This is a genomic window from Comamonas sp. UBA7840 (genome assembly GCF_002501455.1).
In the GTDB taxonomy this organism is placed as follows: Bacteria; Pseudomonadota; Gammaproteobacteria; order Burkholderiales; family Burkholderiaceae_C; genus Comamonas; species Comamonas jiangduensis.
On record NZ_DLTI01000021.1, the window covers coordinates 60,097 to 80,012 of the forward strand.

At 57.5% G+C, this 19,916-nt stretch carries 23 protein-coding genes and 1 riboswitch; of the genes, 12 read left to right on the forward strand and 11 right to left on the reverse strand.

All coding sequences use genetic code 11. The features are described 5' to 3' along the window. Positions 1-46 precede the first annotated feature (46 nt). The 3 genes from mnmC to B3R00_RS06970 all read right to left on the reverse strand — a co-directional run bounded on the left by mnmC (position 47) and on the right by B3R00_RS06970 (position 3,417). On the reverse strand, positions 47-1,897 hold the full coding sequence (gene mnmC / locus B3R00_RS06960) for an FAD-dependent 5-carboxymethylaminomethyl-2-thiouridine(34) oxidoreductase MnmC (protein WP_286998273.1): 1,851 nt from the start codon (positions 1,895-1,897) through the stop codon (positions 47-49). A gap of 47 nt (positions 1,898-1,944) precedes the next feature. Further along, the gene (locus B3R00_RS06965) at positions 1,945-2,559 is read right to left on the reverse strand and encodes a trimeric intracellular cation channel family protein (protein ID WP_376747685.1); all 615 of its coding nucleotides are present in this window, start codon (positions 2,557-2,559) and stop codon (positions 1,945-1,947) included. A gap of 242 nt (positions 2,560-2,801) precedes the next feature. Beyond that, a riboswitch (glycine riboswitch) is annotated at positions 2,802-2,900 on the reverse strand. A gap of 244 nt (positions 2,901-3,144) precedes the next feature. Then, positions 3,145-3,417 (reverse strand): oxidative damage protection protein, encoded by a 273-nt coding sequence (locus B3R00_RS06970; RefSeq protein ID WP_219164497.1) that lies wholly within the window; start codon positions 3,415-3,417, stop codon positions 3,145-3,147. 139 nt (positions 3,418-3,556) lie between these two features. On the opposite strand from B3R00_RS06970, the gene B3R00_RS06975 reads away from it, so the two are divergent. The 4 genes from B3R00_RS06975 to rlmD all read left to right on the forward strand — a co-directional run bounded on the left by B3R00_RS06975 (position 3,557) and on the right by rlmD (position 7,274). Continuing rightward, a complete protein-coding gene (locus tag B3R00_RS06975; protein WP_286998276.1) occupies positions 3,557-4,585 on the forward strand; it encodes a sulfate ABC transporter substrate-binding protein in 1,029 nt (342 codons plus the stop codon). Between the two features lie 62 nt (positions 4,586-4,647). Next, a complete protein-coding gene (locus B3R00_RS06980; RefSeq protein WP_286998278.1) occupies positions 4,648-4,887 on the forward strand; it encodes a hypothetical protein in 240 nt (79 codons plus the stop codon). 215 nt (positions 4,888-5,102) lie between these two features. Next, the gene (locus B3R00_RS06985) at positions 5,103-5,609 is read left to right on the forward strand and encodes a ribonuclease HI family protein (protein WP_286998279.1); all 507 of its coding nucleotides are present in this window, start codon (positions 5,103-5,105) and stop codon (positions 5,607-5,609) included. Positions 5,610-5,765: 156 nt separating this feature from the next. After that, entirely contained in the window at positions 5,766-7,274 is a 1,509-nt protein-coding gene (gene rlmD, locus B3R00_RS06990) for a 23S rRNA (uracil(1939)-C(5))-methyltransferase RlmD (protein WP_376747684.1), read from the forward strand. Positions 7,275-7,414: 140 nt separating this feature from the next. Here rlmD and B3R00_RS06995 read toward each other — a convergent pair whose 3' ends face one another. Then, the gene (locus tag B3R00_RS06995) at positions 7,415-7,780 is read right to left on the reverse strand and encodes a hypothetical protein (protein WP_286998280.1); all 366 of its coding nucleotides are present in this window, start codon (positions 7,778-7,780) and stop codon (positions 7,415-7,417) included. 110 nt (positions 7,781-7,890) lie between these two features. Continuing rightward, complete coding sequence (locus B3R00_RS07000; RefSeq protein ID WP_219164503.1) at positions 7,891-8,580, reverse strand: Bax inhibitor-1/YccA family protein; 690 nt, start codon at positions 8,578-8,580, stop codon at positions 7,891-7,893. A gap of 213 nt (positions 8,581-8,793) precedes the next feature. Here B3R00_RS07000 and B3R00_RS07005 point away from each other — a divergent pair, with 213 nt between their 5' ends. Further along, positions 8,794-9,201, forward strand: a complete 408-nt coding sequence (locus B3R00_RS07005; protein ID WP_284214621.1) for a heme-binding protein — start codon at positions 8,794-8,796, stop codon at positions 9,199-9,201. A gap of 122 nt (positions 9,202-9,323) precedes the next feature. Here B3R00_RS07005 and hemP read toward each other — a convergent pair whose 3' ends face one another. The 6 genes from hemP to B3R00_RS07035 all read right to left on the reverse strand — a co-directional run bounded on the left by hemP (position 9,324) and on the right by B3R00_RS07035 (position 12,628). Continuing rightward, positions 9,324-9,527: a hemin uptake protein HemP gene (gene hemP, locus B3R00_RS07010; RefSeq protein WP_286998283.1), complete on the reverse strand. Its 204-nt coding sequence runs from the start codon at positions 9,525-9,527 to the stop codon at positions 9,324-9,326. A gap of 314 nt (positions 9,528-9,841) precedes the next feature. Beyond that, the gene (locus B3R00_RS07015) at positions 9,842-10,252 is read right to left on the reverse strand and encodes an ExbD/TolR family protein (RefSeq protein ID WP_286998284.1); all 411 of its coding nucleotides are present in this window, start codon (positions 10,250-10,252) and stop codon (positions 9,842-9,844) included. 3 nt (positions 10,253-10,255) lie between these two features. Then, complete coding sequence (locus tag B3R00_RS07020) at positions 10,256-10,987, reverse strand: MotA/TolQ/ExbB proton channel family protein (protein WP_174863615.1); 732 nt, start codon at positions 10,985-10,987, stop codon at positions 10,256-10,258. A gap of 21 nt (positions 10,988-11,008) precedes the next feature. Then, a complete protein-coding gene (locus tag B3R00_RS07025; protein ID WP_286998285.1) occupies positions 11,009-11,743 on the reverse strand; it encodes an energy transducer TonB in 735 nt (244 codons plus the stop codon). A gap of 141 nt (positions 11,744-11,884) precedes the next feature. Further along, the gene (locus B3R00_RS07030; protein ID WP_286998287.1) at positions 11,885-12,157 is read right to left on the reverse strand and encodes a (2Fe-2S)-binding protein; all 273 of its coding nucleotides are present in this window, start codon (positions 12,155-12,157) and stop codon (positions 11,885-11,887) included. A 171-nt stretch (positions 12,158-12,328) separates the two neighbouring features. Further along, the gene (locus B3R00_RS07035; RefSeq protein WP_286998289.1) at positions 12,329-12,628 is read right to left on the reverse strand and encodes an SWIB/MDM2 domain-containing protein; all 300 of its coding nucleotides are present in this window, start codon (positions 12,626-12,628) and stop codon (positions 12,329-12,331) included. 204 nt (positions 12,629-12,832) lie between these two features. On the opposite strand from B3R00_RS07035, the gene rraA reads away from it, so the two are divergent. From rraA to pheS, 7 genes are all read left to right on the forward strand, one after another. After that, positions 12,833-13,396, forward strand: a complete 564-nt coding sequence (gene rraA, locus B3R00_RS07040) for a ribonuclease E activity regulator RraA (protein WP_286998290.1) — start codon at positions 12,833-12,835, stop codon at positions 13,394-13,396. A 297-nt stretch (positions 13,397-13,693) separates the two neighbouring features. Further along, positions 13,694-15,025, forward strand: coding sequence for an isocitrate lyase (gene aceA, locus B3R00_RS07045; RefSeq protein ID WP_286998291.1), 1,332 nt, complete (start codon positions 13,694-13,696; stop codon positions 15,023-15,025). Positions 15,026-15,345: 320 nt separating this feature from the next. Further along, the gene (gene thrS / locus B3R00_RS07050) at positions 15,346-17,265 is read left to right on the forward strand and encodes a threonine--tRNA ligase (RefSeq protein ID WP_286998293.1); all 1,920 of its coding nucleotides are present in this window, start codon (positions 15,346-15,348) and stop codon (positions 17,263-17,265) included. A 77-nt stretch (positions 17,266-17,342) separates the two neighbouring features. Then, positions 17,343-17,948, forward strand: a complete 606-nt coding sequence (gene infC, locus B3R00_RS07055) for a translation initiation factor IF-3 (protein ID WP_219164512.1) — start codon at positions 17,343-17,345, stop codon at positions 17,946-17,948. A 171-nt stretch (positions 17,949-18,119) separates the two neighbouring features. Further along, positions 18,120-18,323, forward strand: coding sequence for a 50S ribosomal protein L35 (gene rpmI / locus B3R00_RS07060; RefSeq protein WP_066531848.1), 204 nt, complete (start codon positions 18,120-18,122; stop codon positions 18,321-18,323). Positions 18,324-18,349: 26 nt separating this feature from the next. Next, the gene (gene rplT, locus B3R00_RS07065) at positions 18,350-18,709 is read left to right on the forward strand and encodes a 50S ribosomal protein L20 (protein ID WP_219164513.1); all 360 of its coding nucleotides are present in this window, start codon (positions 18,350-18,352) and stop codon (positions 18,707-18,709) included. A 112-nt stretch (positions 18,710-18,821) separates the two neighbouring features. Next, positions 18,822-19,874 (forward strand): phenylalanine--tRNA ligase subunit alpha, encoded by a 1,053-nt coding sequence (gene pheS, locus B3R00_RS07070; protein ID WP_286998298.1) that lies wholly within the window; start codon positions 18,822-18,824, stop codon positions 19,872-19,874. Positions 19,875-19,916 lie beyond the last annotated feature (42 nt).

Sequence of the window (19,916 nt, forward strand, 5' to 3'; positions counted from 1 at the left end):
ATAGGTAAGCACTAGCAGCTCTTTTTTTGATACCGGTAAACCAGCCTTAGCTTGTCGGCAGCGGCGCCACTTCTGCGGCCTTGGCCCCTTGCCGGGCCAAACGCTCGGTGCCTAAATGCTGGGCCAGCTTGGCATCCAGCGGCAGGGGCTCACCGTGCAATTGGGCGGCGATCAGCTCGCCGCACAGCACCGACAGCGTCAGCCCGCGTGCGCCCATGGCGGTGCAGGCCCACAGGCCGGGTGTGGCATCTCCCACCGGGCCGGCAATCGGCAGGCGGTCGTGGCTGGCCACACGTACGCGGCCCCAGGTGGGCTGGCAGCGCTCGTCGCCGGGGGTGAACCACGGCGCCAGGGTGGTAGCGCTGGCGGGCAGCAGGGTCGCCAGCTTGTTCAAGTTCACGCTGTGGGCGGCGACTTGGTCTTCCGGTGAAATAGGCATGCTGTCCACATCCCGCTCAAAGGTGGAGCCCATGACCCACCTCTGCCCATCGGGGTAGGGCACATGGGGCACGAGGTTGCCATTGCCGTTGACCGGGAATGGCGGCAGCGCCGCAGCATTGGCCGGTGTGTGCCAGCCCCAGGTGATTTGACCGCGCAGCGCTTGAAACTGCCACGGTGTGCCAGTAGGTAGCAGCGCAGGGGTCGCGGGGCCGCAGGCCAACACCGCCAGATCGGCCTGTGCCAGCACTTGGCCATCTGCATCTAAAGCCTGCCAGCTGCCGTCGCCGCTGGCGTGCAGTCGGGCAACTTGGGCATGGCCGATAAATTGGATGCGCGGGTGTTGCAACTGGGCCTGCACCAGCTGGGCAGGGCGTACCCAGCCTGCTTGGGCATGCCAGCAGGCCACGGTGTCGGCAGGCAGGCCTGCGCTGTGCAACTGTTCGGCGCTGGGGGCATGGCTCCACTGCGTGCCGGGGCCGGTGGCCCAGCTTGCAGGCAGGCCAGTGCCGCCGTCGGTGCAATGCTCCAACACGCCGCTGGGGGCCCAGTCTGCGCCCTCTTGGCAGACATCACGCAGGCGCTGCAGCGTCATGCGCACGCCGCTGCGCGACAGGCGCGAGAGCACGCTGTCGTCAGGTGAGACATGCGGGCAAAACAGCCCGGCGGGCAGGCCCGAGGCGCCGTCTGCAGGCGTGCTGCCCGCGCCCAGCACGGTGACTTGCCAGCCGCGCAGCGCCAGGCTGTGTGCCACGGCAGAGCCCGCCAGACCGGCGCCCACCACCACAGCGGTGCCAGCCCGCGCCACCGGTGCGATGCCGCCCGCGCGTTGGCGGGGCTCCCAGCGGGGGGCGTAGTGGGCCAAGTGGGGGAGGTTGGCCGGCACACCGTCTGGGGCGCTGGGCGCATCGGTAAACACAAAGCCTGCGGTGGTCAGGCTGTGGCGCAGTGCGTCAGAGAGCTTGGTGCAGGAATCGCTGCCTATCTGCAGCACCGTGCCGCGCTGGCAATGGCGGGCTAGTGCCTTGACGTTGTGGGCATCGGCATCAAACGCGGGGTGCAGCAACACCGCATCGGCGGTGCTGGTTTGCTGGCGCAGCAGGGAGTGGGCATCGCCCACCCACAAGGTCAGTATCACATGGCCTTGCTCAAAACTGAGGCGGTGCACACCGGGCAGCAAACCGTATAAACGCTTGGCCAAAGCTTGGGCCTGGGGCTGCAGGGCTGCAGGCGCATGCGTCAGTACCGTTTGCGCATCCAGCGGCTGGTGCAGCACGGCGGTGTAGTGCAGCTGCGCACTGCGCTGTGGGTCGGATTGCCTGTCGGATTGCCAGGAGGCCCAGGTCTGCAAAAACGCGCAGCCGTATTCAAAATCGGTGGCCAGCACGCGCCAGCTGGCGCGGCCTTGCCAGGCGTGCAGGGGCGAATTGTTCAAACGGTCGGCGCAGTTGCAATCCATATCAATCCAGGAAGCAGGCGGTGGTGCCTGCGGTGTGCGGCGGCTGCTTACTCCCAGCGCTCTTGGTAGGAGAACACGGGCAAGCGCCAGCCAAAACGGATAGCGGCCAGACGCAAGGCCAAGCCGCCTGCAAAACAAATGGCGGTGCTGGTACCAATCGAGACTTCCAGCCACTGCAGACCCAGATAGAGCAAGCACACGGTCATGGAGACGCTGGCATACAGCTCACGGCGGAACACCACGGGCACTTGGTTGCACAGCACATCGCGCAAGATGCCGCCGCTGATGCCGGTGATCATGCCCGCCATCACCACCACCAATGGGTCGTAGCCCAGGCGAATGGCGACATCGCTGCCAATCAAGGAAAACGCGATCAAACCCATGGCGTCTAGCAGCAGGAACACATGTTTCATGCGTTTCATGAAACGTGCAATGACCGTAGTCAGCAAGCCTGCGGATACCACCAGGTACACGTAGGAGGGGTGCTGCGTCCAGCCAATCGGGTAGTTGCCCAGCACCATGTCGCGGATGGTGCCGCCGCCCAGTGCGGTGACAAAGGCAATCACGACCACGCCAAAAATATCCATATTGCGCCGCCCAGCGGCCAGCGCGCCGGACATGGCTTCTGCGGTGATAGCGATCAGGTAGATGACAAGAATCACGTCCAGCTGCGTGCTGAACAGAGTGTGCAAGAAGTCGGGTAGGACAGACACGGTGCAAAAAAGCGAGAGTTCACGCGCACTCAGCGACTCGTTGAAGAGGCTTTTTGGGCGTGAATAAGCCTCTCCCGCTGTCCTTTTACCTGAGAGTTTCAGCCGCCGCGCATGTTCGTCATGCGGGTGCTTGCCCCTTCGGTGAACCGGCTGATCGTAGTGCACGATCCCGGCTGCTCTCCAGTCGGCAATAGTGTTCCGTGGTACGTGGTGCCTGAGCGATTATGGGAGTTTGCGCCTTCGGCGGAGGCTGGCCCAGTGTGGCTGCCTCGCTCTCCCACGGAAAACAAAAGCTGCGATTATGGCCGCAGTTCAAGACCCCATCGCGCAGGCAAGCATAGAAAAGTAAAAAGCTCCGTGGCGCAATGCCAAGGAGCTTGGTGGGTTGCCGCCTCCAAGGAGGTGCTAGACCAAGCCCTTCTGGAGCGACTGTGCTGCGTTACGCGCTGGGTGGTATGTAGCCTGGCGCAGCGTCTGCACCGCTGCCAAAGAAGGGGTTTTTACAAAATCCTCTGCTTCATCGGCTTCAGTGCGTTACGCCGATGGTGGGACGTAGCCCGCTGCGGCGTCTGCGCCACCGCCAAAGAAGTGGTTTTCCATCTGGCGGGCCAGGTATTGGCGGGCGCGGGCATCGGCCAGGTTCAGGCGGTTTTCGTTCACCAGCATGGTTTGGTGCTTGAGCCAGTCAGCCCAGGCTTGCTTGCTCACGCTTTCATAGATGCGTTTGCCCAACTCGCCGGGGTAGGGAGGAAAGTCCAAACCTTCAGCTTCTTGACCCAGTTTGATGCATTGAACGGTACGTGCCATGGGGGTTCCTCGTTTGATCTCAGATGTTTAGGTAATAAAGAACTGAAATCTTATTGGTTTAAGTTTTGATGCCGGGCTTTCAGAATGCGATGCAACGGTGAAACGGACCGTTGAACCCATCTCTTGCAGAAAGCCAAAAATGAACAATCGCCGCAACTTTATCAAGATTCCCGTTGCCCTCAGCCTTTTGGCGGGCTTGTCCTTGCCTGCCGTGCCTGCATTCGCGGCAGACCCTGTCACCTTGCTCAACGTCTCGTACGACCCCACGCGTGAGCTGTACGTGGATTACAACAAAGCTTTTGCCAAGCACTGGAAGGCCCAGACCGGCCAGGACGTGACCATCAAGCAGTCGCATGGCGGCTCGGGCAAGCAGGCGCGCTCCATCATTGACGGGATTGATGCCGACGTGGCCACGCTGGCGCTGGCAGGCGATATTGATGCGCTGGTCAAGCACGGTCATAACTTAGCGGCTGATTGGCAAAAAAAGCTGCCGCTCAACAGCGCGCCCTACACCTCCACGATTGTGTTTCTGGTGAAGAAAGGCAACCCCAAGGGTCTTAAAGACTGGAGCGATCTGATCAAACCCGGCGTGCAGGTCATCACCCCGAACCCCAAGACCAGCGGCGGTGCGCGCTGGAACTACCTGGCTGCTTGGGAATATGCCAAGCGCGCCAACGGCGGCAGCGACGCCAAAGCCCAAGATTTTGTGAAAAAGCTCTACGAAAACGTGCCGGTGCTGGACACCGGGGCGCGAGGCTCGACCATCACCTTTGTGCAGCGTGGCGTGGGCGATGTGCTGCTGGCATGGGAAAACGAGGCGTTTTTGGCGCTCAAGGAGTTTGGGCCCGAGAAGTTTGAAATTGTCGCGCCCTCCATTTCCATTCTGGCCGAGCCGACCGTGGCAGTGGTAGATAAAGTGGTCGACAAAAAGGGTACACGCAAGGTAGCGCAGGCCTATCTGGAGTATCTGTATTCCGACGAGGGCCAGCAAATTGCGGCACGCAACTACTACCGCCCCACCAACGACAAGGTGAAGGCCGATTTCGCCAAGCAGTTCCCCAAGCTGGAGCTGTTCACCATTGACCAAGCCTTTGGTGGCTGGGCCAAAGCCGACAACGCGCACTTTGCCGATGGCGGCAGCTTTGACCAGATCTACGCCAAACAGTAATCCCAGCGCGCCAGCGCAGAGGCGGTGCAGCACGCCGCCTGCCGTTGAAAGGAGTAAATACCATGCCCACCACCACCTTGACACCCCACGCCGCACGCAGCACCAGCTTGGCGCGCGATGCGCTGTACGCCCAAGCCGTGCATGTGCTGCACGTCACAGCGCAGCACTGGGGCATGGCCTTGCGTGCGCAGACGCAGCCCGACAAAGCAGCGCTGCGCTCCCCGGCGCAGAGCGCAGCTGCGCGCCAAGGGGGAGGGTATGTGCCTTGTGCACGTGTGTGGGCAGGCGTCGTGATGGGGTAGCGAGTGCGCGCAGCGCCGGGCTGGAGCAATTGTTGTGAAAAAAGCATAAAAATGCTTGCTAGCCCTTATTTCGCGTGCGCTATCAGCTCTTGTTTTTGAATGACTGGCGGTGCAAGGCCGAGGTAGATTGCGCAAAGCAGGCATGGCTGCGCGGGATGATGCAGGAGTTGAAAGGCGCGCCTTGGTGCCGCCGCAGGCGTAGTAAAGTCAGCAGCGTGTTGCGCGCTTACCCCCACCCTCATTTCTGGATTTTGCACATTGACGGATCGGCCATGCCCAACCCGGGGCGCATGGCCGTCGGTGTGGTGCTGACGGGGCCAGACGGCTCGGTGCACCAATTGGCACAAGCCTTGCCCGGCAGCGGTTGCAACAACGAGGCCGAGTTGCGTGCCCTGCAGGCGGGCTTGGCGCTGGCCCAGGCGCAAGGTGCCAGCGGCGTGCGCATTTACACCGACAGCCACTGGTTGCTGGAGCAACTGGCCGCCCAGGCACTGGGGTGGCCGCAGGCGCGGGCCACCGTGCGCTTGGCGCATTGGATTGGTGCAGCGCAAGCGCAGTTGCGGGGGTGGGCAGAGGTGCAGTGGCGCTGGATTCCGCGCCACCACAACACCGAAGCCGACGCCTTGGCGCGCCAAGCCTGCCTGACGCATACAGCGGAGATGGCGGATACCGTGCATACGGCTGCCGTACCTTGCCCTGCTACTTTGCCCACTACCGCTTGAAAAAGAAGAGCTGCCAGCGCGCTTCCACATTGCCTTAGCGGCAGATTTGATGCAAATATATGCGGCAGATGGGTGAGCTGCGCAATGCGGCAGATCGAGGTTTTCCGCCGCGCCAATATCCTGCGGCCTTGCGAGCCTGAGACAATGTCGCCCATCATGAGTGATCAGAACGACAAGATTTCCCCCGAAGCCCCCTACGAAGACATGCCCGTTGGCAACCCCGACCTGCCCGAGGGCTGGCTGGAGGTGGTGTCCATGGACATGGAAGCCAAGGGCATTGCCCGCAAGCCCGATGGCAAAGTGGTATTCATCGACGGTGCCTTGCCCACCGAGCTGGTCACCGTCAACGTGCACCGCAAGAAGAACAACTGGGAAGCCGGCACGCTGATGCATTTGAACCGCGAGTCGTCCCAGCGGGTGACGCCCGGCTGCCCGCACGCAGGCCTGCACGAAGGCGCGTGCGGCGGCTGCAAGATGCAGCACATGCACGTGGCCGCGCAGGTGGCCGTCAAGCAGCGCGTGCTGGAAGACAACCTGTGGCATTTGGGCAAGGTCAAGCCCGAGACCGTGATGCGCCCCATCGAAGGGCCGACCTGGGGCTACCGCTACCGCGCGCGCCTGTCGGTGCGCTATGTGATCAAAAAGGGCAAGGTGCTGGTGGGCTTCCACGAGCGCAAGAGCCGCTACATCGCCGACATGGAAACCTGCAAGGTGCTGCCACCACATGTGGACGCGATGCTGCTGCCCATGCGCGCGCTGATCGCCAGCATGGATGCGCGCGAGACTTGCCCGCAGATTGAAGTGGCCTGTGGCGACCATGTCACGGCCTTGGTGCTGCGCCATTTGGAGCCGCTGAGCGAGGCCGACAAGCAGCGCCTGCGTGAATTTGCAGCGGCCCACCACATTCAATGGTGGCTGCAGCCCAAGGGCCCAGATACCGTGCATCGCATGGAAGAGGGGGGTACCCAACTGTCGTACGCGCTGCCGGACTTTGGCATCACCATGCCGTTCAAGCCCACCGACTTCACCCAGGTGAACCCGCACATCAACCGCGTGCTGGTGACCAAGGCGCTGCGCCTGCTCGATGCCAAGAAGCACGAGCGCGTGATTGACTGGTTCTGCGGCTTGGGCAACTTCACCTTGCCGATTGCCACCATGGCACGCGAGGTGCTGGGCATTGAGGGCTCGGATGCGCTGGTGCAGCGCTCGCACGAGAACTACGCCGCCAACAACGCCACGCGCTCTGAAGCGGACAAGCTGGCGCCCACAGAGTTTGTGGGCCGCAACCTGTTCAATATGCCCCCCGCGTTGCTGATGGCAGACGGCAACGCCGACAAATGGCTGGTTGACCCCCCGCGCGAGGGCGCTTTTGCGCTGTCCAAGGCGCTGGCAGACATTCACCAAATTCGCATTGGTGCCAAGCAGACCGGGGTGGCTACGCAAGAGCAACCCGATTTGCTGCCGCCGCTGCCCGAAGGCCAGGAAAGCTGGAGGTTCCCCCAGCGTATTGTCTACGTGAGCTGCAACCCGGCCACACTGGCGCGCGATGCGGGCTTGCTGGTGCACCAGGCGGGCTACCGCTGCGTGTTGGCCGGTGTGGTGAACATGTTCCCGCATACCGCCCACGTGGAATCGATGGCCGTGTTTGAGCGCATCGACGACTAAAGACCAAGCAAGGCTGGAGCGCAGGTGGCATGGCTGCCTGCGGCATGTCTGGGGATTTTCAAACTGATAGCAAAAAGCCCGCAGCGTATCAACGCTTGCGGGCTTTTTTGTGTGGTTTTTTTGCGGCCGTTGTGGCGCTATCAGCTGCGGGGGCTGTTGTATTCCGTCTCAATGGCTTCTTCGGCGCGGGGCTGGGCCACCTCGGGCTTTTGCGTGAAGACTGAGGGCGTGCCTTCCAGCTTGTGCTCGCGCATGTAAGCATCCATGTCTTTCCAGCCCGCAAACACCATGGCTTTGGGCGCCTTGGGGTTGAGGGTGTAGCAGTCTTCAATGCCGCGCATGGCATGGCGGCAGGCGCTGCCGATGGCTTTGGCTTCGTTTTCACGAATCACCGTGCGGGGATCGGGCCCCAGGCCGGGTACTTGTTCAAGACAGCCGGCCAACAGCACAGCCCCAAGAGGCAGCAGCAAAAAGGCGGGGCGGAAGGAGTGGAGGTGTTTTGGCATGTGACAGCTCTATCGGCAGGCTGGGCAAGATCTTAAATTTTTTTTGCTACTGCCCATTAAAAAAGCCCCCGAAGGGGCTTTTTGTAAGAGCGGCACGAGGCAGTGCGCGCTTAGTCGCGTTCGCCGCCCATGATGCCCAGCAGGGCCAGCAGGCTTTGGAACACGTTGAACACGTCCAGGTACAGCGACAAGGTGGCGCTGATGTAGTTGGTCTCGCCACCATCGATGATCTGCTTGATGTCATACAGCATGTAGGCCGAGAAGATACCAATCGCCAGCATGGAGATTGCCATCATGCCTGCAGTGGAGCCCACAAACACGTTGATGACGGCACCCACCATCAGCACCAGCGCGCCGACGAACAACCATTTGCCCATGCCGGAGATGTCGCGCTTGATGACGGTGGCCAAGGAGGCCATCACAAAGAACACGCCTGCCGTGCCCGCAAAGGCGGTCATGATTAGTTGCGAGCCGTTGCTAAAGCCCAGCACCATGGCAATCATGCGCGAGAGCATCAGGCCCATGAAAAAGGTGAAGGCCAGCAGCACGGGCACACCAGCGGCGGAGTGCTTGGTCTTTTCAATGGCGAACATGAAGCCAAAAGCGCCCACCATGAAAACGATCAGGCCCATAAAACCTGTCAGGCCTGCGGTAATGCCCGTGGCCACACCTATCCATGCGCCCAGTACTGTGGGCAGCAGGCTCAGGGCTAGCAGCCAGTAGGTATTGCGCAGCACTCTGTGGCGCTGCTGCTGCGAGATGCCGTAGCCTGCAGAGTCCAAAGTGTTAATAGGGTTCATGGTGTGTTTTCTCCTAAGTAGGGGTATAGCAAATTGCTATGTCAGGACATTCTATGAGCGTTAGACAGGCCGATTGGTTCCCAAAACCTTGGTTTTTGCAGCAGTTTTTGTGGTGTTTGGGGTTGGAATGTTTTGCGCACAAGTGCCGGGTGGTGCCTCGCTTTGTCGGTATGCTGCATTTTTGAATACAAATCCCTCTTTGGAGTCTGAGCAATGAAGAACAAGTTTGCGCTGGAATTGGCCGATGTGAAGAAGATTGCCGCTGCAGCAGAAGCAGAAGCGCTGAAGAACAACTGGCCTGTGACGATCTCCATCGTGGACGATGGCGGCCACCTGCTGTGGCTGCAGCGTTTGGACGGTGCTGCGCCCATCTCCTCGCACATTGCACCAGCCAAAGCACGTTCGGCCGCTGTGGGCCGCAAGGACACCAAGGCGTTTGAAGACATGATCAACAACGGCCGCACGGCTTTCTTGAGCGCACCGTTTGTGGATGGTTTGCTGGAAGGCGGCGTGCAAATCCTCAAGGATGGCCAGTGCCTGGGCGCGGTGGGTGTGTCGGGCGTGAAGGCTTCGGAAGATGCGCAAGTGGCGGCAGCGGGTATTGCTGCTTTGGGTCTGTAAGACAGCCTGTAAGTGCTTAAGCTTTAAAGCCTGAAATCTTTATTGGATCAGCGCTATCAGCTATCAAAAAAAAGCGACCTTGAGGGTCGCTTTTTTGTTGGGCGCGTGCCGCACGGGAGTGCTTATTTGGTCAAGATCAGCTTGCCGAGTTTGGTAGCTTGCAGGCGGTAGGTGGCGCCGTTGTGCACGATGGTGACGGACTTTTGGCCGCGCAACAGCGCTTCACTTTCTACGCTGAGTGCTTGCGCTGTGGCCGCATGGTCGGCCAGTACGGTCTGTCCTGCGGGAACACGGCGCGCTGTGGGGAGGGAGAGTGTGGCTTGCATGGCGTCAGAGAGTTGCGTTGAACTATGTTAATGATAACTATTCTTATTTGAAGCGCAAGTCTTTTCGCTGATCGCGGATGCAATAATTTGTGCAAACTGCCTGGTCAATCCATAAAAACATAGCTGCTTACGTATGCAAAACATGCGTTTACGTATGGATAGGTGCTGAATTTGTTGCACATCAAGCGCTGGCAGCTCCTGTTTTTGATAACGCCCGCATAGGCCGCACAGCAGAAAGCCCTGCAGGCGCGGTGCATGCAGGGCTTGGTAGGCAAAGTGCCGGTACTGCGGCGTAGTGTGCGCAGGGGGCTGGCTTACTGCTCGGGTTCTGTCACAAAGCCAATTTTGCGAATGCCGGTGCTTTGCGCGGCGGCCATGGCTTTGGCTACGCGCTCATAGCGCACGGCCTTGTCACCGTGGATGTGCAGATCGGGCTGCACTTCCTTGGCCGCTTCGATCTGAAGGCGCTCGACCAGTTGCTCATCAGAGATGGCTTCTTTGTTCCAGTGGAACTGGCCTTGTGCATCAATCGTGAGGCTGATGTTCTGGGGCTTGACCACCTCAGGCTCATTCGAGGCGCGGGGCAGATCCACATTCACCGCGTGCTTCATAACGGGCACGGTGATGATGAAGACGATGAGCAGCACCAACATCACGTCCACCAGGGGCGTCATATTGATTTCGTTCATGACGTCATCGCTGTCGTCTTGGGTGCCGAAAGACATGGCTTAGGCGCCTTTCTTCATGGGCAGCACTTTGCCGTCTTGCGCGCTGCTGGAGGTATCCACGGTCAAACGTGCGCCCGTCACAAAGAAGGCGTGCAGATCGTGGGCAAAGCTGTTGAGGGCGCCCAGCACGCCTTTGTTGCCGCGCACGATGGCGTTGTAGCCCAGCACGGCAGGAATGGCCACAGCCAGGCCGAAGGCCGTCATGATCAACGCCTCGCCAATGGGGCCAGCCACTTTGTCGATCGAGGCTTGGCCCGTTGTGCCAATCACGATCAGTGCGTGGTAGATGCCCCAGACCGTACCGAACAGGCCGACGAAAGGCGCCGTCGAGCCCACCGAGGCCAGGATGGCCAAGCCCGATTGCATGCGGGCTGTGAACTCATTGATACCGTTGCGCAGGCAGCGCGTGACCCAGTCGGACACGTCCAGCGTGTCGTGCAGGTGCGCGCTGGTCTTGCGGTGGTGGGAGATGGCTTCGCGGCCTTCCAGCGCCAGATAGCGAAAAGGGTTGGCGGGGTCGGCGTCGAGCTTGTTCAGTGCGGCGCCAAAGTCTTCGCTGTGCCAAAAGTCCTTGGCTTCTTTGACGTACTTCTTGAACTTCATCAGGCCCAAAGCCTTGACGATGATGACGACCCACGATGCCACAGACATGATCAGCAGCAGGATGGCCACACTGCGCGTGACAAAGTCACCTTGCGCCCAGACGTGGGCAATGCCGAATTGGGATTCCATGAAAACTCCTGAGATGACTGTTTATTCGAGAACGAAGTTGACGGGCACGATGTTCCACATGGCTTCAGGAACACCGTTGCGTTTACCGGGCACAAAGCGCCAGCGCTGCACCGAGGCCAGCGCTGCTTTGTCCAGGCGGTCAAAACCGCTGGATTGCTTGATTTCGATTTGTTGGGGCAACCCGTTTTCGTCGACCAGCACGCGCAGCAATACCTTGCCTTGCTCACCCATGCGGCGGCTGATGGAAGGGTAGCTGGGGCGCGGGTTGTTCAAATAGGCCGCGTTGCTGGAAGGCAACTGCACGGCAGCACCGGAAGGCTGGGCTAGCGCACTGGGCGGCGCAGGAGCGGCCGCTGGCGCGGGTGGTGTTGCATCGGCCACCGGCGCGGGCGCACTGTCGAGCGTACCTGTCGGTGCATTGGGCGCAGGGGTGGGGTCTGCAATCGCTTTGGGCAAAAGCGGTGCTTTTTGCACAGGTTTGGGCGCTGGTTGGGGCTTAACGGGCTCTGGTTTGGGCTGGGGCTTGGGGGGAGCTGGTGTTGGCGGCGCTGCTGGAGCTGGCGCAGGCGGCTCTGGCGCAGGTGGCGCGATGAACTGCGCAATCACTTCTGCAGCAATAATTTGGGGCTCTGGTGGGCGGCTCATGCCGCTTTGCAAAGCCCAGATGCCAGCAGCGTGGAGCGCTACTACCACCCCGGTAATCATGGCTTTGTGGCCTAGAGCACCGGCAGGGGCAAGTTGTTCGGAAGAAGACATAGGATCAAAAAACCGGCTGAAACAGCCGGTATGGCCAGCCTTGAAGGCTAGTGCAACGGTGGAGGAAATCTATCGTACGCCAGTGCGCAACGCACGGGAACTACTTATGGAAGATCCACCATGAGCAGCCTAAAACCAAAATCAGGCTGCCTGCAACGGTTGAGAAGAATGCCATGCTTTGCTCTCCAAAATAGGGGTGGCAAGCTGAACTGGTTGGGGTGCAACTTCGTTGTGGATGGCGGCTGTGGTGCCTTTGGAGCAGCACTTGTCCACCACATCGCGTGCACAGGTTTCACAGCGACCGCATTGCGTAGCGACACCCAGCTCAAATTGGATTTCGTCGAAACTCATGCCCGCATGCGCATGGCGCGCGATCTCGCGGTCTGATACTCGGTGGCATACACAAACGATCATGGCTGCAAACAGTTGTGGCTGGCTATTGATGTGATGGAAAGAATTATAAATGCGAATTCATCGCATTTGCAAAGACTTTCTTGCAGTCAGGTCAAACCCGTATCCAGACGTTCTGATTGATGGCAATAAAAAAACCGGCCTAAGCCGGTTTCTTATGGGTGCGTGCACCAATTAGCTAACGTGCTTGCCAATCAGGCCAGCCATTTCGAACATCGAAACTTGGGGCTTGCCAAAGACTTCTTTGAGCTTAGCGTCTGCGTTGATCATGCGCTTGTTGGAAGCGTCTTGCAGGTTGTTGGCCTTGATGTAGACCCACAGTTTGCTGATGATTTCAGTGCGGGGCAGGGGATTCTTGCCCACCACAGCGGCCAAAGCAGCGCTGGGTGTCAGAGGTTTCATGAAGGCGGCGTTAGGAGTGCGCTTTTTCGCGGGAGCTGCGGATGCAGCAGTTGCCTTCTTTGCAGTTGCCATTTTTTGCTTTCCTTTTTGGGATGAGTTGTGCCAGCGCTGATGACGGGTGTGCATCTGTCTAGAACTGGTTGTGCCAGATGCTAATGGGAAAATTTCGCCTTTCCAAGCGGGCGAACTAGTTTTTTCACCTCTTTTGTTGCAGGAGAGCACGTAAAGCCGCAAAAACTGCACGTCTGCTTTGCAATCTGCCAGCTCAATGGGAGGATGTGCCGCTGCATCCAGCGGCGAGGCCTCTGGATTTGTATCAACAAAAAATGGAGATGCTTAGTGGCTATTACTTTCCAAACTTGTGATTTATGCGATGCACACAAGAACGACGACAGCGGCGCATTTCGTGTACTGCCTCCAGTATTCCAGCACTTTGGAGGGCGCTCCCATTTTGCAGGGCCCGTTGTCACCGTGAAGTGTTTTGAAGATAACAGCGTTGTGAAGCAAGCCTTGGATTCCTCAGGAGAAGGCCGCGTTTTGGTGGTTGACGGTGGAGGATCTTTGCGCAAAGCATTGGTGGGCGGGAATTTGGCTGCTGCAGCCGCTCGCAATGGTTGGGCAGGGGTGTTGGTTTTTGGTTGTGTGCGTGATGCAGCGGAACTGCGCACGGCTGATGTAGGCGTTGCTGCGCTTGCTTTGATGCCTATGCCTACGGAAAAGCGCGGCGAAGGGCTGGCGAATGTTGTTGTAGACATCGCTGGAGTGAAAGTCCGCCCCGGGGACTGGCTGTATGCCGATGAAGATGGAGTGGTGATATCTGCACATGCACTGCATGCCTAGGGCAGTCGGCAGTGCGGGTACCCAGTGATCACCCGCATATTTCATTGCATCAAAATTCAATTTCACATTGTGAAAATATATTTGATACTGTGCAGGAAATACATTTTGCCAAGAGAGATTGCTTTTCGCATTGAGAAATTTTTGTGTAATGCGTTGATTGCAAAGAATAAAAATATTTGTCTTATATAAGACATAAGAGCTTGCTTAACTCTTCTATAAGACTTAAATTTGTCTCCAAGCCAAACGCAAAACGGCACCAAAGTTTTAACCCTTGCTTTACTTTGATCGGAGACTGATATGCCTGAATCCCTGAACCAACAACTGAGCCGTGAACAGCAAATTGCCGCCTTGGAAAAGGATTGGGCGCAAAACCCCCGTTGGAAGGGTGTCAAGCGTGGTTACACCGCAGCTGACGTGGTGCGTCTGCGTGGCAGCTTGCAGCCAGAGCACACATTGGCCAAGCGTGGCGCTGAAAAGCTGTGGGAAAAGATCAATGGCGGCGCCAAGAAGGGTTATGTGAACGCCTTTGGTGCGATTTCTGCCGGTCAAGCCATGCAGCAAGCCAAGGCAGGTTTGGAGGCCGTATATCTGTCTGGCTGGCAAGTGGCTGCAGATGGCAATACCTCGGAAACCATGTACCCCGACCAGTCGCTGTACGCCTACGACTCGGTGCCCACCATGGTGCGCCGCATCAACAACACTTTCAAGCGCGCCGACGAAATCCAGTGGAGCCGTGGTATCAATCCTGATGACCAAGAATTCATCGATTACTTCTTGCCTATCGTTGCCGATGCGGAAGCGGGCTTTGGTGGTGTGCTCAATGCGTTTGAGTTGATGAAGAACATGATTGCTGCTGGCGCATCCGGCGTGCACTTTGAAGACCAGTTGGCGGCGGTGAAGAAGTGCGGCCACATGGGTGGCAAAGTGTTGGTACCTACGCAAGAGGCTTGCGAAAAGCTGATTTCGGCACGCTTTGCAGCAGATGTGATGGGTGTGTCCACCATCGTTCTGGCACGTACCGATGCGGAAGCTGCCAACCTGATCACTTCGGATCACGATGCCAACGACAAGCCATTCCTGACCGGTGAACGCACCCAAGAAGGTTTCTACCGTGTGAAAAACGGCTTGGAGCAATCTATTAGCCGTGGCGTGGCTTATGCCCCTTACGCTGACTTGGTGTGGTGCGAAACCGGGGTGCCAGACATTGGCTTTGCCCGTGAATTTGCGCAAGCCGTGCACGCAGCCTGCCCAGGCAAGCGGCTGTCGTACAACTGCTCGCCATCGTTCAACTGGAAGAAGAACTTGAACGACAGCCAGATCGCATCCTTCCAGGAAGAGCTGTCGGCACTGGGTTACAAGTTCCAGTTCATCACTTTGGCTGGTATCCATATCAACTGGTACAACAGCTTCCAGTTTGCCCATGCTTACGCTCGCGGCGAAGGCATGAAGCACTACGTCAACATGGTGCAAGAGCCAGAGTTTGCAGCGCGCGACAAGGGTTACACCTTTGTGTCGCACCAGCAGGAAGTGGGTGCCGGTTACTTTGACGATGTAACCACTGTGATTCAGGGCGGTTCTTCCTCTGTGAAGGCTTTGACAGGCTCGACCGAAGAAGAGCAGTTCCACTGATGAAATACAGTCAGAAGGCGTGGTGGGGCGCTTTCTGACGTCATGAATGTGTGACTTGGCATGTGCCCGTAGTTTCGGCTACGGGTTTTTTTGTTTGTACAACGCTAAAATGCAGTAAGAGCTAACCAACAAGGGCGAGAAAGGCAATATGGTTATGACACCGCGAACGACGAACATTGAAATGTTGTGCAGCCCATAAAGGCTGTGTGTTCGCGCCTGCCAGGAGTTGTAAATATCCAAAGAAGCGCGGACGAGTTCCGCGCTTTGCTTTTTGACGGCTCGCGCGCTACTGTTATAGATAAAGATAGCTAAGGATTTTCATGTTAAAGATCACACTACCTGACGGTTCGCAGCGCGAATTTGATGGCCCTGTCACCGTCATGCAAGTGGCTGCATCGATTGGCCCTGGTTTGGCCAAAAATACCGTTGCAGGCAAGATCAATGGCCGTTTGGTGGATGCTTGCGAGTTGATTGAACAAGACGCCAAGCTGCAAATCATTACGCCCAAAGACCAAGAAGGCGTAGAAATCATTCGCCACTCGACAGCCCACTTGGTTGGCCATGCGGTGAAGCAGTTGTATCCCTCTGCGAAGATGGTGATCGGGCCTGTGATTGATGAAGGCTTCTACTACGACATTTCGTACGAACGCCCCTTCACTCCTGATGACTTGGCAGCTATCGAAGCGCGCATGAAAGAACTGATTGCGCAAGACTACGATGTGATCAAGAAGATGACGCCGCGTGCGGAAGTCATTGAGGTGTTCAAGTCGCGCGGTGAAGAGTACAAGCTGCGTCTGGTGGAAGACATGCCCGATGAGCAGGCTATGGGCTTGTACTACCACCAAGAATATGTGGATATGTGCCGTGGCCCTCACGTGCCCAATACCCGTTTTTTGAAGGTCTTTAAATTGACCAAGCTGGCGGGGGCCTACTGGCGTGGGGATGCCAAGAACGAGCAGTTGCAGCGCGTCTACGGCACAGCATGGGCGGATAAGAAAGACCTGCAGGCATACATCACACGCATCGAAGAAGCTGAAAAGCGTGACCATCGCCGCTTGGGGCGTGAACTGGATCTGTATCACATCGACGAATGCTCGCCTGGTACTGTTTTCTGGCATCCCAAGGGATGGCGTGTCTGGCAAGAGGTAGAGCAGTACATGCGCCAGGTGTACCGCGACAACGGCTACGAAGAGGTGAAGGGCCCCCAGATTCTGGATAAAACCTTGTGGGAGAAGACAGGGCACTGGGACAAGTACCGTGACAACATGTTTGTCACCGAGTCGGAAAAGCGCGACTATGCTTTGAAGCCGATGAACTGTCCGGGTCACATCCTGATTTTTAAGCAGGGCTTGAAGAGCTACCGTGACTTGCCTTTGCGCTACGGCGAGTTTGGTCAGTGTCACCGTAATGAGCCTACAGGTGGTTTGCACGGCATCATGCGTGTGCGCGGTTTTACGCAAGATGACGGCCATATTTTCTGTACCGAAGACATGATTCAGCAGGAGGTGCTGAACTTCAACAAGCTGGTGCAGAAGGTGTATGCCGACTTTGGCTTCACCGACATCATCTACAAAGTGGCTACCCGGCCTGAGGCGCGCATTGGCTCGGATGAGAGCTGGGACAAGGCAGAAAAAGCGTTGTTTGATGCATTGCAGGCTTCTGGTAGTGAATACCAAATTGCTGTTGGCGATGGCGCTTTCTACGGTCCAAAAATTGAATACACACTGAAGGATGCGCTGGGTCGTCAGTGGCAATGCGGAACGATTCAGGTCGACTTCTCCATGCCAGAGCGTTTGGATGCGGAGTATGTCGGTGAAGATGGTAATCGTCACCGCCCCGTGATGCTGCACCGTGCGATTGTTGGTTCGCTGGAGCGCTTTATCGGTATTTTGGTGGAGCAGTTTGCGGGTGCTTTGCCCGTGTGGTTGGCGCCTGAGCAGGTCGCTGTGCTCAACATCACTGATGCGCAAGCCGACTATGTGAGAGAAGTTGTGGCAAAGGTGCAAAAAGCACTGCCTCACCAAAGCCTTAAGGTGGTGTCTGACCTGCGCAACGAAAAGATCACGTATAAAATACGCGAGCATGCATTGCAAAAGCTGCCTTATATCCTTGTCGCTGGCGACAAGGAGAAAGCGGCAGGCACCGTCGCTGTGCGTGCCCGAGGAAACAAAGACTTGGGCGTCATGTCGGTAGAAGCATTCATTGAATTGCTGCTCAACGACATTAACAACAAAGTCTGATGGAATGAAGCACGGGTAGCCCGCGCTCGTCTCATCGATGCAAGCAGCTACGCTTTTCGTAGCGATTTGAATTTAGGGTGAAAGCCATAGCTACAGAATTTCGTGACCGTCGCCACCGCGAGGAACGCAAACACCGTCTGAACCGTGAAATCATGGCGCCTGAAGTGCGTCTGTCCGGTCCTGAAAACGAACCCATTGGCATTGTTTCTTTGCAAGAAGCGCTGCGCATGGCGGGTGACTTGGACGTTGATTTGGTGGAAATTGCCGCAACTGCAAATCCTCCTGTTTGCCGCTTGATGGACTACGGTAAGTTCAAGTATCAAGAGCAAAAGAAGGCCGCAGAAGCCAAGGCCAAGCAAACTGTGATCGATATCAAGGAGGTGAAATTCCGTCCTGGCACCGATGATGGTGACTACAACATCAAGCTGCGCAACATTCGTCGCTTCTTGGCTGAGGGCGATAAGGTCAAGGTGACTTTGCGCTTCCGTGGTCGTGAAATTACGCACCAGCAATTGGGTATTGATTTGCTCAATCGTTTGCGTGATGAGTTGGCTGATTCCATCCAGGTGGAGCAATTCCCTAAGCTGGAAGGCCGACAAATGGTTATGATGATCGCCCCTGCGCGCAAAAAGCCTACGGCTGCTGGTGCAAAGCCAGCTGCAGAAAGCGGCAGCGCAGCTTAAGCTGAGGTAGAATTTTAGGAAACCTGCCTGCAAAGGCAGGTTTCTGTTTTGTGGCTCGAAAGAGTTGCTAAAACGCTGGCGCAAGTCAGCACTCAAGAAGTGTCTCGGGGCCAACAAGATCTGTGCAGGTTGTACAGGCGCCTCACGAGCACAATAAACAGGAGCATTTACATGCCCAAAATGAAAACCAAGAGCAGCGCGAAGAAGCGTTTTCGCGTTCGTCCAGGTGGTACCGTTAAGCGCGGCCAAGCCTTCAAGCGTCACATCTTGACCAAGAAGACCACGAAGAATAAGCGCCACCTGCGTGGCATTACCTCCGTGCATGAAGGCGATATGGGCTCCATCGCAAAGATGTTGCCTGGCGCTGGTCTGTAATTCACTGACGAACAAGGAGAAAATACATGCCTCGCGTCAAACGTGGTGTAACGGCCCGTGCCCGTCACAAAAAAGTTCTGAATCTTGCTAAGGGTTTCCGCGGTCGCCGCGGTAACGTCTTCCGCGTCGCCAAGCAGGCGGTGATGAAGGCCGGTCAATACGCATACCGTGACCGTCGTAACAAGAAGCGCGTGTTCCGCCAGCTGTGGATTGCCCGTATCAACGCCGCTGCTCGTGAATTGGGTCTGACATACAGCCAGTTCGCCAACGGCCTGAAGAAGGCAGCCATCGAAATCGACCGCAAGATGCTGGCCGATATCGCTGTGCACGACAAGGCTGCTTTTGCAGCCATCGTTGACCAAGTGAAGGCCAAGCTGGCTGCTTAAGTTAACGGTGTGTAGCTACTCTTTGGGTAGCTGCTAGCGCACAAACTGCAAGGGCTAGGGCTTGAAAAGGCACTAGCCCTTGTTTATTTTTATAAGTCGATAAAGAGTCGGTATGAACGAGTTGGATTCTCTGGTCGAGAGCGCGCAGCAACTGTTTGCGCAGGCCCACACCCCCGCTGATCTGGAAAATGCGAAGGCGCAGTTTTTGGGCAAGTCGGGCAAGATGACTGAGCTCATGAAGGGCATGGCGCAGCTTTCCGTCGAAGAGAAAAAGTCGCGCGGCGCTGCCATCAACGTGGCCAAGCAGGGCATTGAAGCGGCTTTGACGGCCCGCCGCAAGGCCTTGGCCGATGCCGAGCTGCAAGCCCACCTGAAGGCTGAAGTGCTGGATGTGACCTTGCCCGGCCGTCGCCGTGGCGCTGGTGGCTTGCACCCTGTGTCCATCACCATGGAGCGCATTGAGGGCATTTTCGGCTCGATGGGCTTTGATGTGGCTGATGGCCCCGAGATTGAATCCGACTGGTTTAACTTTACGGCGCTCAATACGCCGGAAGACCATCCCGCGCGCTCCATGCACGACACCTTCTATGTGGAAGGCGGCACAGAGCAGGCGCCCAATTTGCTGCGCACGCACACCAGCCCGATGCAGGTGCGTTATGCGGTGCAGCACGTGAAAAAATACCGCAACATGCTGGATGCAGGGCAGACCATGCCTGAAATCCGCGTGATTGCTCCCGGCCGCACCTACCGTGTGGATTCGGATGCGACCCACTCGCCCATGTTCCACCAATGCGAAGGCATCTGGATTGGCGAGAACATCAGCTTTAAAGACTTGAAGGTCGTGTTTACCGACTTCTGCAAGACTTTCTTTGAATCGGACGATCTGGTGCTGCGTTTCCGCCCCAGCTTCTTCCCATTCACCGAGCCTTCGGCTGAAATCGATATCCAGTTCCAAAGCGGCCCCTTGGCGGGCAGGTGGCTGGAAGTGGCGGGCTCAGGCCAGGTGCACCCCAACGTGGTGCGCAATATGGGCCTGGACCCTGAAAAGTACATCGGCTTTGCCTTTGGCATGGGCCCTGACCGCCTGACCATGCTGCGTTATGGCGTGAATGACCTGCGCCTGTTCTTCGACGGCGACATTCGTTTCCTGTCGCAGTTCCAGTAATCCATAAAAGGAGCGGCTGGCGCTTGTCTGCAAAAGTTTTCA